The following is a 14,763-nucleotide window of genomic DNA, read 5'->3' as shown; positions in this document are numbered from 1 at the left end:
GGGCTGGATCACCAATCGGGTGCGAATAGTGAATAGCAAATAACAACGGGTTATCTTAAACTGCAAAGAGATGCGATTCAGTATGTCAGCGTTGAACGAATGGTACATAATGGCTGACAATTTTAAAGTAACTCGTTTTTAATCGGCCAATTTCGGATCCTGAATAAACAGAATATCCATCATTATCGAAGGATCCCATTCGCGCAAATCGTGTTCACAAGCCTTGCGGATAACGTCAAGTTCGCCAATAGTGGCTATAGAAAAAGATTTATCAACAATGATGTGCACCAGCATATATAAATCTCGCCCCTGCTTACTGATGCGCACTTCGACATGTTTGTATGGCACGCTCGTAAGCGATTTGGCCAGTTTTTTCTCAATTACTGCAGTCACCGCTTCCGGTGGCGCTTTGTTAATAACCTCATTTAAACTAGCCAGTAAAATTTTAAACGGAATGGGCAGCATGGCAAGGCCCAGAATCATCAATAAGAGCGGGTCAACATAAAGCGCCAACCTGGTGTAGCCATGGAGGTTAAGTGTGTAAGCAAGAATAAAACCGATTAGTATAGAGGCACTGAGCACACCATCGACAAACCAGGTGTGGGCGTCGACCATGACTAAATCTGAACGCAGGTTTTTACCATAGTGGCGCATGTAAAACGAGACGCCAAAGCAACCTATGGTGGCGAACACACCGTACACGATGGCGATATCGTATTCTGAAGGATTTCCGCCTTCTAATAAGGTGAGTAATGAGCTGAAAAAAGCGTACAAACAAATCGAAATAATGATCAGCGATTTAAACAGATTTAAGGTAGGCTCGATGGCAGTGTAGCCAAAATGGAAGCGGTCATCATCGGGCCGCTGAACCAGGTTTGCCACTTTTAAAGTCAGCAAGGCCATAAAAAACGCAATCATGGAGTAAACACCGTCAAACAGGATGGCGCTGGAGCTGGTTACAATAGCAAAACCAATCGATACTACCACAAACAAAAACGCCACATAGAGTGACATGCGCAGCAGTTGCTTTTCTTTTAGTTCGTGAAAACCAATCGCCATTTCAGTAGCCTTGATAGAAAGTGCGCGGATATTACTCTTTTTTTCGCTGAAGAAAAGAGATAGTTGTAACTAAGTTGTTTTTTAAAAGCTAGCTATTCATCGGTCAGGTAATTGACTCACAAACACTTCATGAAAAAATTTAGGTAAGTTGATATTAAAGTCGGCTGGGGTCACGCCACTGACAATTTCGTCCTGTACCTGACTTAAATCTACCCGTTTAATTTCACTGTAATGACCGGAATTCACATTGTAAAAAGTCATAATAACGGGCTTCATTAAGTCTTTTTTGCCCAACTGCGCCACAATCCCTAACTTGCCGCTTTTCAACCTGACCAGCGAACCGACAGGATGTACGCCAACACAATGGATAAACTTTTTAACCAGTTCTTTATCCAGATTATCCTGTTGATTCAACCGTTTTAAAGCGACCGCCGGCGCCACCGCTTTCTGGAAGGGGCGCTCCGATACCATCGCGTCGTATGAATCGATGATTGCAGCCATGCGGGCGTATTGAGAGATTTGTTCGCCTTTAATTCCTTGCGGGTAACCGCTGCCATCGTGACGTTCATGATGCTGCTCGATAGTGGTTAAAACGCTCGGTGGAATGCCTTCAAACTGTTCAACTATTTGCTTACCCAGTCTGACGTGGGAGCACATCAGATCGCGTTCTGCTTCGGATAGCTCTGTGGTACTTGTGCGGATTTTTTCAGGGATTTCGGCCATGCCAATGTCCATCAACATGGCACCCATGCAGGCGTGATTTGCTTCTTCGTCACTCATACCCAAATGGCTGGCAAACATCGCCATTAAAATTCCGCAATTAATTGAATGTTCAAGCAGATACTCATCTGCATTTTTTATCATGGTAAGACACAACAAGGCATTTTGATTATCGAATAATGTCTTGATGATGTTGGCTGAAAGCTTAGACATCTGCGACAAATCTTGTGGAGCATCGGATTGCAGCGATTTAATTAATTGACTCTGGATAGTGATCGCCTGGTTATACAGTTGATTGGCATCGGTGATGGTTTTACTGGTGAGATTTTTCTTTTTTGGTTTCTCGACTTTTTCCTCTTCAGGTTTGACCGAGAGGGGGACTGTCATTTGACTTTTACGTACATCAACCTCAACAACTTCTATCCCTTTTGAACGCAATTGATCGATGATAGCCTGACTCTTAACCAGCCCTCGGGAACGTATTTCCATGGTACCTGATTGCTTTAAAACCTGAGTCACATACATTCCGGGCTTGAGAGCATCGATCTTAACTTGCATTGATTATCCTGTTTACACTACTACGGCGATAATTAAATAGTAGCATTGAACATAAAAATTAGATCAATTTCCTTTAATTTCTCGCCGCTTAGAAACTTTTGCCAGTCACAAGTTGCGACTGCACTAAACCCATTCCGGCAATTGGTTTTCGAACGCTGAAATCGCTGATTCGTGTTCAAGCGTCTGGCCTATTGCATCTAATCCTTTAATTAATCGCGACTTGGCCTGTGTCGGCAGTGAGAAGGTCATCGTCACGTCGTCACACGTAACCGTCTGTCTGGCGAGGTCTATGTGAAGCGAAAGTTTTGGATTGGCTGCTACAGAGTCAAATAAGGTATTGAGTGAGTTTGCAGCTAACGTAATGGGTAAAATCTGATTATTGATGCAGTTGTTAAAAAAGATATCGGCAAAACTATCTGCGATAATTACCTTAAAGCCGTAGTCGGCTAAAGCCCACGGCGCATGCTCGCGGCTTGAGCCACAGCCAAAATTTTCGCGTGCCAATAATATACTGGCTTGCGCGTATGCGGGTTGATTTAAAATGAATTCCGGGTCCGGTTGATTTACATCGCCATCAAGATAACGCCAGTCGTGAAACAAATGCTTGCCATAGCCACTGCGGGTGACGCCGGTTAAAAACTGTTTGGGAATTAACTGGTCGGTATCCACATTCGCTTTATCTAACGGGCACGCGCTGCCGGTATGGGTAGTAAAACCTCTGTCTGTAGCCATCTTACACCTCTCTCACATCAACAAATTTACCTGCTAACGCCGCCGCCGCGGCCATTGCCGGACTAAGTAAATGGGTACGTGCACCTCTGCCCTGACGTCCCTCAAAATTGCGGTTCGATGTTGAAGCGCAGCGATCTCCGGGTTGCAGGATATCGTCATTCATGCCTAAACACATAGAGCAGCCGGGTAATCGCCATTCGAAGCCCGCGTTAATAAAGATTTGGTCCAATCCTTCTGCTTCTGCTTGACGTTTAACTGCAACCGAACCGGGCACGACGATGGCCGTGACGCTACTGGCAACCTGACCTTTGGCTGCAATAATCGCAGCCGCGCGTAGATCTTCGATTCGACTATTGGTGCACGAGCCAATAAACACATGGCTGACATTAAGATCGGTCAATTTGCTGCCAGGTGAAACGTCCATATATTTACACGCTTGTGCAGCACTGGTGCGTTCGACATCAGAACTGAACAAATGAGGGTCAGGAATGGTGGCATTAATTGGAATCACTTGTCCGGGGTTAGTGCCCCAGGTAACCTGGGGGGCAATGTCTCCTGCTTCCAAGTTTACCTCTGCGTCAAACACTGCATCTGCATCAGAATAAAGCTGTTGCCATTGATGCATCGCTTCATGCCAATGTTTATCTTTAGGTGCGTTCGGCCTGTTTTGCAGATAGTTAAATGTAACTTCATCTGGAGCAATGAGTCCGGCTTTGGCACCCGCTTCAATAGACATATTGCAAATCGTCATCCGCTCTTCCATTGAAAGTAAGCGAATAGCGCTACCTGCATACTCGATCACATGTCCGGTGGCACCAGCATGTCCAATTTTTCCGATGATGGCTAACACAATATCTTTGGCAGTGACCCCAACACCCAATGTGCCATCAACCGTGATACGCATATTTTTAGCGCGATTCTGCTTCAGTGTCTGCGTGGCAAGTACGTGTTCAACTTCGGACGTTCCTATGCCGAAGGCAAGCGCGCCAAAGGCACCATGCGTTGCTGTGTGTGAGTCACCGCAAACCACAGTAAAACCGGGTAAAATAAACCCTTGCTCAGGGGCCATAACATGCACAATACCCTGATTTTGGTGGCCCACCGCATACAAGGTAATACCGTGTTTGTCACAGTTGTTCGCCAATGTAGTTAATTGTAATTTGTTTGCTGGTCCACAGGCATCTAATGCCAGTGAACGGGTTGAAATACTGTGATCCATGGTAGCGATAGTGCGCTGCGGACAACGCACTTTGCGTTTTTTTTCATCCAGCCCGGCAAACGCTTGTGGTGAGGTGACTTCGTGGATTAGATGCCGGTCGATGTATAACAAAGCGTCTTCATCAATATCGCAGACATGATGCGTATCCCATATTTTGTCGTACAGTGTTTTACCCATGGATCCCGTGTCCTTCTGCCAGATATTCCACAATGGTATCGCCAACCTGAGAGGTTGAAGCGGGCGCTTGAGCAGGTTCAGAAGTGTGTAGCTCCCGCGTTAATACTCCGGCCTCAAGGGTTTTAACTACGGCGGTTTCAATGGCCTTAGCGGCGTCCTCCATCCCCAGGCTATAGCGCAGCATCAATGCCGCTGAAAGAATTTGCGCAATCGGGTTGGCTATCCCTTTCCCGGCTATGTCGGGCGCCGAACCGCCAGCTGGCTCGTACAAGCCGAATCCCTGCTCATTCATGCTGGCGGAGGGCAGTAACCCCATCGAACCGGTCATCATGGCACATTCATCTGATAAAATATCGCCAAACAAATTGGAGCAAAGCAACACATCAAACTGCGCCGGGTTACGCATGATTTGCATGGTCGCATTGTCAATATACATGTGCTCAAGGCTGACATCAGAATAATCTGCTGCCACTTCTTCAGTGACTTCGCGCCACAACCGACTGGTAGTCAACACATTGGCTTTATCGATTGAAGTTACTTTGTGGCGTCGTTTGCGAGCGGCTTCAAAGGCGGCAATTGCAATGCGGCGAATTTCACGTTTTGAATAGCGCATGGTGTCAAAGGCGAATTGCTCTTCGCCTTCACCTTCGATACCTTTAGGCTGACCAAAGTAAATACCACTGGTCAGTTCACGCACGACCATTAAATCAATGCCGCTGGCGGCGATGTCGCTTCTTAGGGGGGATAAGTTTTCAAGGCCCTGATATATCTTGGCGGGGCGCAGGTTACTGAACAAATCAAAGTGGCGACGCAAGGTTAATAGTGCTGCGCGTTCGGGTCGCTGTTCCGGTGGTAGCTTATCCCATTTAGGGCCACCGATTGAGCCAAACAGAATTGCATCGGCGTCCTCACAACCGCGCAGCGTGGCTGCGGGCAACGCCTGACCTGTTTCATCTATTGCAGCGCCACCAACTAAAAATGAGCGTAAGTCAAAGGTAACCGAGAACATCGCAGAGACTTTATCGAGCACTTTAAGTGCTTCCTGCATTACTTCCGGGCCAATACCGTCGCCCGCCAAAACGGCAATTTTTGCTTCCTTCATTTATGCTCCTGCAATGCGTTCTTGTTGAATTTTGTGCTGATCGATTTGATCGGCGACATACGTGTTGTTTAATACATAAATCAATGCCTTCACCCCCGCTTCGACAATATCCGTTGCCAGGCCTATGCCGTGAAAACGGCGGGATTTATAAGATAAAATGACGCTGACCTGGGCCAATGCGTCTGCACCCTGGCCTTTGGAGTCGAGTTTGAAATCGACCACGGCGACTTCGATGTTGCCCAGCATGGTGATGATGGCGTTAAAAGCGGCATCTACCGGACCATTTCCAATTGCGGCTGCTGATTTTTCCTCGTCGCCGATTTTCAGAGTGACCGTGGCACTGGGAACCACTTCACGTCCCGAGCTGGCTTGTAAGTAAAGCAATTGATAATAAGCCTGCTCATGCTTTTGCTGATCAAAAAACAGTAGCGCTTCCAGGTCATAGTCATACACCTGACCTTTTTTATCAGCCAATTGCAAAAATGCCTGATAGATGGTTTCCAAATCGTAATCAGCACTCTGGTAACCTAATTCGGTTAGACGATGTTTGATAACATGGCGGCCAGAGCGCGAAGTCAGATTTAACAGATTTTTATTTATGCCGACACTTTCCGGGGTCATAATTTCGTAGGTATTTTGTGCTTTTAACACGCCATCCTGATGAATCCCGGATGAGTGGCTGAAGGCGTTGGCACCGACAATCGCTTTATTGGCTTGTACTGGCATGTTACACAGTTGGCTGACGAGTTTAGAGGTACGCGAAATTTCAGTAGAGCGGATGTTGGTTTCAAGATTAAATCGTGTCTGACGGGTTTTCAGGATCATGGCAATTTCTTCTAACGCGCAATTTCCCGCCCGTTCTCCAATGCCATTGATGGTGCATTCTACTTGTCTGGCTCCGTTTTCGATGGCGGCTAATGAATTGGCCACCGCCAGCCCCAGGTCGTTGTGGCAGTGCACCGAAATCACCGCCTTATGGATGTTCGGCACTCGCTGAAACAACGATTGAATAATGCCACCAAATTCAGTGGGTGTAGTGTAACCAACCGTATCGGGAATGTTGACTGTACTGGCGCCTGCGGCAATGGCCGCTTCAACCATTCTGCATAGATAATCAATGTGCGTGCGTCCAGCATCCTCACAGGAAAACTCCACATCGTCGGTGTAGCGACGCGCATGCTTTACCGCCGCCACTGCCATTTCGACCACTTCTTGCTGTGACTTACGCAACTTGGCGTTTACATGAATATCGGAAGTGGCGATAAAGGTATGAATGCGAAATTGTGATGCCACTTGAAGCGCTTCACCACAGGCATCAATGTCGGCTGGGAGTGCCCGGGCCAGGCCGCAGGGAATTGACGTTTTAAGGGACTGGGCTATTTTTCTCACCGAGGCGAAGTCGCCTGGAGAAGACACCGGAAAGCCGGCCTCAATAATATCCACACCTAACCGCTCCAGTGCCAGTGCGATCTGCAATTTCTCTTTTGCACTTAAACTGGCTGGTAATGCCTGCTCACCATCTCTGAGGGTGGTATCAAAGAAAAGGACCTTATTATTATTCACCGTCATTGTCTGCACCCTTTTATTGGTGATGAGATAAAAAAAAACCCGTGCAATGCACGGGTTTTAGTGAAATTTGGTTGCTGGTCGCAATCTACCCGTGCAGTCTTGCTGCCTTAAGGAGTAGAGTGAGAAGGATAACTGTTTTCATATTGTTATGCGTTGACCAGATTCGACTTCAATGTAACCAGCATAGGTTACCAAGTCAATTACTCTTTACACATTTGTATATACCGTAAAATTATAACTTAATGCGGTGTGTTGACGTAGGGGAGAGATTGTGGTGGCAGGTTCGCCACCACTGACAGATGCTAGACTTTGTTACGTCGACGTGCAACCAACCCGCCCAGTACCAGCGTGAATAGTGCCGCGGTTGCCGGTGCGTTAACATCGGCAGTACCGAAGCTTAAGTTGTCATAACGAACTGAGTAGTTATTTTGCGCGTTCTTCATGTTTAAAATGACTTCGCCAAAATACTGGGTGTCTCCATTATCGACTGAATTAATTAATGCTCCATTAAGATAATATTCCGTCTGTGTACCATTGATTTTGAACATCAAAGTATTCCAATCGTCCATCAGGAAACTGGCGGTAAGGTCAGCCCAGCCTGAATTGTCCCAGACGTCGAACCCCCCGTTAGCCGCCGTTGAAGCGTCAGGGATCTGAAACTCCATAATAGGATAACCATCAATAGTGTCGGTACTGTCGTAAGAGACGCCCCACATGCCGCCGAATCGTTCAGCCCCTGACCAGGACGAATCAACGAACATATCGATCGACAGCACAGTGGCATTGCCCGTATCCAGTTTCATGCCCTGAGTATGGTAAAATCCTCCTTGAGACAGGCAACTGCTTTCAGCATTTACCGACATAACCAGTTCGTTGTCACTGATACCGAAGCTATCTGGTGCACATCTGTCTACTTCCCATGCAGACAAGTCACTACCGTTATCAAAGGTGTGCGTCACCATCGCCGCTTCTGCATTGCTGAGCGTCATGGCGCTTGTGATCATCAATCCTGCTGTTATTAACCTCATGATTTTATTCCTTTTAAATTATAGTTAAACATTACTGTCTATTCAGCGAAGTTATTTAAGCGTAAATCATGCCAAAATTAAAACCACTTAAAATCAATGGGTTAAAACAAGTGTGTAAATTAATTGTTAAAATATTCGACGGTTCGCAGTTATTTCTGGGGAAGCCTGAAATTTACCCAGTCTATCTCCATAGAGAGCAACATTTCTCTCAGTGATAGGGCGCGGGGGGAGATTTTACCTCTGTGGTTCCAGCTGTGACCACAGCAGGCTGCTTGCATGACAGTCTTGGTTGGCTTGAGCATCTGGCTAAGTTCGTATTCACTGTTTTCATGTTCAAGAGAGTCACCTTCTAATGTGAACCAGCCGTGTTTGTTCAAGTGTAAGGTATGATTTTCTTTTTGCACTTTATCGACAGAATCTAACTCGATGTGCTCTTCATTGAGCGATTTAACCAACACACTGACTACTAAGCCGTGTTTGGCATATTTAGAAAACCACGCAATATTTTTTTCTTTATTGACCGTTTTGCCCGGGCAGGTGCCCGCCTGTTTGGCCTGCCAGCTACCGTTGTGGCTATCAATACCCAGGGGCGTCGGGTTATTGGAAAGATAATACGCTATTCGCCTGACATGATGCGGTAAGCCTGCCAGTCGGCGCTTTAGTAAACCTATCTGTGCGGGGCCACGATGGGCCATATTAGCTAGTTCGCGCTCATATAAAGCATTACAGATTTCGTTAAAGTCGGGATGAAGGGAATGCTGTTCGCGGCTATGCGAAAAAAAATCGGATTGCGATGTTGGATGGTCGTTAGCTGACGACATAGGCAAACTGCATTTAGTGGCGTAAACAAAAAGATTATGCCGATAGCAGAGGCTATCGGCAAGTTTTGCTTACTGGCCTTTTATTTCACTGCGGCCATTATATGCAGCACTGGAGCCTAAGGCTTCTTCGATGCGTAGCAACTGATTGTACTTAGCGACGCGATCAGAGCGGCACAGAGAGCCCGTTTTTATCTGACCCGCTGCAGTACCAACGGCTAGATCAGCGATAGTCGCATCTTCAGTTTCACCACTGCGGTGTGAGATAACGGCAGTAAACCCCGCGTCTTTAGCCATTTTGATGGCTTCCAGGGTCTCTGTTAACGAACCAATCTGATTAAACTTGATCAAAATAGAGTTACCAATACCCTCATCAATACCGCGTTTTAGGATTTTGGTATTGGTCACGAACAGGTCATCACCAACCAGTTGTACTTTGTCACCGATCTTCTGGGTTAAGGTGCTCCAGCCTTCCCAGTCACTTTCGTCCATACCATCTTCGATAGACACGATGGGATAGCGCGTAGTGAGCTCAGCCAGATAGTCAGCGAATCCTTCACTGTCAAAGCTTTTGCCTTCGCCAGAGAGGTTGTATTGTTTATCCGCGTAGAATTCAGACGATGCGCAATCCAGGGCAAGCGTAATATCTTCATTCATCTTATAACCGGCCTTTTCTACCGCTTCAACGATAACGCTTAAGGCTTCTTCGTTTGAGCTTAAGTTAGGAGCAAAGCCACCTTCATCGCCAACCGCGGTATTCAGGCCCTTGGCACTTAATACTTTTTTCAGGCTGTGAAAAATTTCTGCGCCCATGCGTAATGCTTCTCTGAACGAGGTGGCACCCACTGGCTGGACCATAAATTCCTGAATATCGACGTTGTTGTCTGCGTGCTCACCACCGTTGATGATGTTCATCATCGGCACAGGCATAGAATACTGGCCGGGCGTGCCGTTCAAATCGGCAATGTGCTCATATAGCGCTACGCCCTTATCTGCCGCAGCGGCTTTTGCTGCAGCTAATGAAACGGCCAGGATCGCGTTGGCGCCCAGGGTTTCTTTATTTTCGGTACCATCAAGCTTGATCATTTTGCCATCAAGTTCAGCCTGTGTGCTTGCGTCCATCCCGATCAGTGCGGGCGCAATGACATCGTTGACTGCCTGCACCGCTTTAAGTACACCTTTACCTAAATAGCGTGAAGCGTCTTTATCGCGCAATTCCAGTGCTTCTCTTGAACCTGTGGATGCGCCTGATGGCGCTGCTGCGCGCCCCATTGCACCTGATTCCAAATACACGTCAGCTTCCACAGTCGGGTTACCACGTGAGTCCATAATTTCGCGTCCAACGATGCGAGTGATCTTCGCCATGCTACTTTTTCCTCAACAATTGACGGGGCTTGGTCGACGGGAGTACGACCCTTACCCCGATTCAGATTAGTGATTCGCTTTTTGATATTTGCCTGCCGCGGCAACGAATCCGGTAAACAACGGATGCCCGTCACGGGGCGTCGACGTAAATTCAGGGTGGAACTGACCGGCAACAAACCATGGATGGTCTGGCAATTCGATAACTTCTACAAGTTTTTTGTCTGTGGACAAACCACTTACCTTCAAACCAGCCTGTTCAATTTGATCTCTGAGATTATTATTCACTTCATAACGGTGGCGGTGACGCTCGTAAATTTCTGCGTTACCGTAAATGTCATGCACCTTCGTACCCGGGATCAGATGACATAGCTGACTGCCTAAACGCATGGTACCGCCAAGGTCTGACTGTTCATCACGTAACGCGGTGCTGCCATCTGAATCCAGCCATTCCGTGATTAAGCCGACCACGGGGTAAGGTGTGTCCGGGTTAAATTCAGTACTATTGGCGTTTTCCAGCCCAGCCACATTGCGGGCAAATTCAATTAACGCAACCTGCATTCCTAAACAGATACCTAGATAAGGGACATTGTTTTCCCGGGCATATCGCGCCGCTGCAATTTTACCTTCAATGCCCCGTTCTCCGAATCCACCGGGGACTAAAATAGCGTCCAGCTTTTCCAGGATCTGAATACCTTTGCTTTCGACATCCTGTGAGTCGATATGGTGGATGTTCACAGTTAGACGATTTTTCAGACCAGCGTGCTTCAATGCTTCGTTAACTGATTTGTAGGCATCGGGTAGTTCAACGTATTTGCCCACCATGCCGATATTGACTTCACCCGTTGGGTTAGATTCTGCGTACAGCACCTGTTCCCATTCAGTTAAATCTGCTTCTGGACATTCCAGCCGGAAGCGGTCAACCACCAGTTCATCCATGCCCTGAGCTTTAAGTGCGGCGGGGATACGATAAATGCTATCGACATCTTTTAAGGAAATAACCGCTTTTTCTACTACGTTAGTGAACAGCGCAATTTTTGAGCGCTCGGTCGCTGGCAGTGAACCGACTGAACGGCACACCAGAATATCCGGCTGAATACCGATAGACCGCAACTCTTTGACCGAGTGTTGGGTAGGCTTGGTTTTAACTTCGCCTGACGCCGGCATATAGGGCACGAGTGTAAGGTGCATATACATAGCTTTATCACGGCCAAGTTCGGTACCTAATTGACGAATTGCTTCAAGAAACGGTTGTGATTCGATATCGCCCACGGTGCCGCCAATTTCTACAATAGCAATGTCGTGCCCTTGTGCACCTTCGATTACGCGACGTTTGATTTCATTGGTGATATGCGGGATAACCTGAATAGTGGCACCTAAATAATCACCGCGACGCTCACGTTTTAATACTTCTTCATACACCCGTCCGGTGGTGAAGTTGTTACGTTTGGTCATGTGGGTGCGAATGAAGCGCTCGTAGTGCCCTAAGTCGAGATCCGTTTCTGCGCCGTCGTCGGTCACAAAAACTTCACCGTGCTGAATGGGACTCATAGTGCCGGGATCAACGTTGATGTAAGGGTCCAGCTTGAGCATGGTGACAGTAAGGCCCCGTGCTTCTAAAATGGCTGCAAGCGATGCCGCAGCAATACCTTTACCAAGCGATGAAACAACACCACCTGTGACGAAAATATAATTTGTCATGCAAAACCTAAGGCGTTGGAGTTGGGTAACGTACTAATTTGTGCGAAATAATTAGCACTTGGACGGCGTAATAGTATACCGAAAGAGTAGCAGGCAAACAATCCATTTGCCTGCTGGAGATGGCTCATTTTTCGCTTTTTATGATCCCAGCGACTCGCTCAACCGCTTTAAAGTGTAAATCAAATCCAGCGCCTGACGTGGACTAAGCTCATCGGGGCTGATTTCAGCCAGCGCTTTCTGCAAAGGCGAATCCGCGGCCGGCAAATCAAAGTCTAACTGGGCTGATTGGCGACCTGATTCTGCATTGGCCGGGGAGGGCGTTGGGTGTTGGTGACGTTCAAGCTCATGCAATTTTTCTCGAGCAGCGGCAATGACTGGCTTAGGTACCCCAGCCAACTGAGCCACTTGCAAGCCATAACTTTTACTTGCCGCCCCGGTTTCAACTTTGTGCATAAAACGTATCACATCGTCATGTTCGACCGCATCAAGGTGGACATTAATAACCTGGCTATGCGCGTCGGCTAGTTGGGTGAGCTCAAAATAGTGGGTGGCAAATAAGGTGTAGGCATTGAGTGACTTGGCCAGGTAACTAGCGCAGGCCCACGCCAGAGAGAGGCCATCGTATGTACTGGTGCCGCGACCAATCTCATCCATCAGCACTAATGAGTGGGCGGTGGCATTATGCAGTATGTTCGCCGTTTCAGTCATCTCAACCATAAACGTAGAACGTCCCGAGGCCAGATCATCACTGGCCCCGATGCGCGTGAAAATGCGATCAATGGGCCCAACTTTAGCTTGCTCCGCGGGAACGAAGCAGCCGATGTAAGCCATCAGCACGATGAGCGCGGTTTGCCGCATATAAGTGGATTTACCACCCATGTTCGGCCCTGTAATCACCATCATGCGTTGTCTATCATCTAACGATAACGGGTTGGCTATGAAGGGATCTGACATCACATGCTCGACCACCAAATGACGGCCGTTTTCGTATTGCACTACATCTTCGTCGGTCAGCTGCGGACGATGCAGGTGTAACGCACATGCCCTTTCTGCAAAACATAAAAGCACATCCAGTTCGGCTAATGCGGCGGCCGTATCCATCAGTTGGGTAAGTTGCGGCAACAGCTCGTCGAACAAGGCTTCGAACAACTGCTTTTCCAACGCCAGTGCGCGTCCCTGACTGGTCAGTACCTTGTCTTCATGCTCTTTCAATTCCGGAGTAATATAACGCTCGGTGTTTTTGAGGGTCTGGCGGCGAATATAGTCTGTGGGTACCTGATTACTGGCGGCGCGGCTGGTCTCAATGAAAAAGCCGTGAACCCGGTTGTAGCCGACTTTGAGGGTAGCGATGCCGGTACGCTCACGCTCGCGCAATTCCAGTTGAGTTAAGTAATCGGTGGCACCCTGCGATAAATCACGCAATTCATCTAATTCAGCATTGTAGCCGGGGGCAATGACACCGCCATCGCGAATAACCACGGGTGGGTTATCCACAATCGCACTATTTAACAGCGCCTGGAATTCTGGATAGGTACCAATTTGTTTTTTTATACGCGAAATAAGTGGCGTGGTAAATGTGTCTAATTCTTGCTGCAACAGAGGCAGTACATTAAACGCGTTACGCAGTCGTGAGAAGTCACGTGGGCGGGCAGAACGTAATGCCAGTCGCGCCATAATGCGTTCAATATCGCCAATATTTTTCAAACTGTCGAGAAGCTCATCCTGAGAATTATCTACAAACGCCTGCACTGCGTCCTGACGGGCAATAAGTTCCTCACGATGCGTTATAGGGGCGTGGATAAAGCGTTGCAGCAAACGACTGCCCATGGCCGTTGAGGTGGTGTCCAGGACCTTAAACAAGGTGTTATCCTGATCCCCTGACAGGCTATGAGTGAGTTCTAAATTACGTCGTGTGGCCGCATCAAGCTGCACTAGACTGTTTTGCTGTAGTTTATGCAGACTACGGATATGGGGCAGGGCAGTACGTTGGGTGTCTTTTACGTATTGCAGTACGCAGCCTGCTGCGCCAAGACCCAGGGTAAGTTCATCAATACCAAAGCCGCGTAATTCGCGGGTATGAAACTGCTCATTTAATTGGCTGACGGCGGTCTCGGTATCAAATTCCCACTCAGGGCGGCGGCGTAAACCTTTACGCTGCTCAATCAATGCAAGGCTGGAAAATCCCTCCGGATAGAGAAGTTCGGCGGGGTTAACCCGCTGTAATTCAGCCAGTAGCTGATCATCTGTGTCACATTCGCACACTAAAAAGCGGCCGCTGGTAATGTCCAGGGTGGATAAACCATATCGCCCCTGCGCGTGGCAAACGGCGGCTAATACGTTGTCGCGTCTTTCTTCCAGTAATGCTTCGTCGGTTACCGTGCCAGGCGTAACGATGCGCTGTACCTGACGCTCCACAGGCCCTTTTGAGGTAGCAGGATCGCCCACCTGTTCACAGATGGCCACCGATTCACCCAGTTTCACCAGCCTGGCAAGATAACCCTCAACAGCATGATAAGGCACGCCTGCCATCGGAATGGGATCACCGCCTGATTTTCCACGCGCCGTCAATGAAATATCGAGCAGATGTGCAGCCCGTTTAGCGTCATCGAAAAAAAGTTCGTAAAAATCGCCCATACGATAAAACAATAGAATATTAGGGTGTTGCGCCTTTATCGATAAATACTGGCGCATCATCGGCGTATGTGATTCCAAGGATGC

General features: G+C 47.9%; 11 protein-coding genes. All 11 read right to left on the bottom strand.

Features of this window, described 5'->3' with window-relative positions; all coding sequences use genetic code 11:
• Positions 1-138: 138 nt before the first annotated feature.
• The 11 genes from HCJ96_RS04760 to mutS all read right to left on the bottom strand — a co-directional run bounded on the left by HCJ96_RS04760 (position 139) and on the right by mutS (position 14,739).
• Entirely contained in the window at positions 139-1,059 is a 921-nt protein-coding gene (locus HCJ96_RS04760) for a cation diffusion facilitator family transporter (protein WP_169209885.1), read from the bottom strand.
• A gap of 96 nt (positions 1,060-1,155) precedes the next feature.
• A complete protein-coding gene (locus HCJ96_RS04755) occupies positions 1,156-2,337 on the bottom strand; it encodes an HD-GYP domain-containing protein (protein WP_169209884.1) in 1,182 nt (393 codons plus the stop codon).
• 123 nt (positions 2,338-2,460) lie between these two features.
• Positions 2,461-3,069 (bottom strand): 3-isopropylmalate dehydratase small subunit, encoded by a 609-nt coding sequence (leuD, locus tag HCJ96_RS04750; RefSeq protein ID WP_169209883.1) that lies wholly within the window; start codon positions 3,067-3,069, stop codon positions 2,461-2,463.
• 1 nt (position 3,070) lies between these two features.
• The gene (leuC, locus tag HCJ96_RS04745; protein ID WP_169209882.1) at positions 3,071-4,465 is read right to left on the bottom strand and encodes a 3-isopropylmalate dehydratase large subunit; all 1,395 of its coding nucleotides are present in this window, start codon (positions 4,463-4,465) and stop codon (positions 3,071-3,073) included.
• The gene (gene leuB, locus HCJ96_RS04740) at positions 4,458-5,567 is read right to left on the bottom strand and encodes a 3-isopropylmalate dehydrogenase (RefSeq protein WP_169209881.1); all 1,110 of its coding nucleotides are present in this window, start codon (positions 5,565-5,567) and stop codon (positions 4,458-4,460) included. The genes leuC and leuB overlap by 8 nt, the downstream gene beginning before the upstream one ends.
• The gene (gene leuA / locus HCJ96_RS04735; protein ID WP_169209880.1) at positions 5,568-7,136 is read right to left on the bottom strand and encodes a 2-isopropylmalate synthase; all 1,569 of its coding nucleotides are present in this window, start codon (positions 7,134-7,136) and stop codon (positions 5,568-5,570) included.
• Positions 7,137-7,438: 302 nt separating this feature from the next.
• Positions 7,439-8,164, bottom strand: coding sequence for a LamG domain-containing protein (locus HCJ96_RS04730; RefSeq protein ID WP_169209879.1), 726 nt, complete (start codon positions 8,162-8,164; stop codon positions 7,439-7,441).
• Between the two features lie 149 nt (positions 8,165-8,313).
• On the bottom strand, positions 8,314-8,985 hold the full coding sequence (locus HCJ96_RS04725) for a hypothetical protein (RefSeq protein WP_169209878.1): 672 nt from the start codon (positions 8,983-8,985) through the stop codon (positions 8,314-8,316).
• Between the two features lie 69 nt (positions 8,986-9,054).
• Positions 9,055-10,347 (bottom strand): phosphopyruvate hydratase, encoded by a 1,293-nt coding sequence (gene eno, locus HCJ96_RS04720; protein WP_169209877.1) that lies wholly within the window; start codon positions 10,345-10,347, stop codon positions 9,055-9,057.
• 66 nt (positions 10,348-10,413) lie between these two features.
• A complete protein-coding gene (gene pyrG / locus HCJ96_RS04715) occupies positions 10,414-12,045 on the bottom strand; it encodes a CTP synthase (protein ID WP_169209876.1) in 1,632 nt (543 codons plus the stop codon).
• 138 nt (positions 12,046-12,183) lie between these two features.
• The gene (mutS, locus tag HCJ96_RS04710) at positions 12,184-14,739 is read right to left on the bottom strand and encodes a DNA mismatch repair protein MutS (RefSeq protein WP_169209933.1); all 2,556 of its coding nucleotides are present in this window, start codon (positions 14,737-14,739) and stop codon (positions 12,184-12,186) included.
• Between the last annotated feature and the right edge of the window lie 24 nt (positions 14,740-14,763).

It is taken from the genome of Alteromonas ponticola, from assembly GCF_012911815.1.
In the GTDB taxonomy this organism is placed as follows: Bacteria; Pseudomonadota; Gammaproteobacteria; order Enterobacterales; family Alteromonadaceae; genus Alteromonas; species Alteromonas ponticola.
The sequence above is the reverse complement of the archived record's forward strand: the minus strand, read 5'-3'. Positions and strand labels throughout refer to the sequence as shown.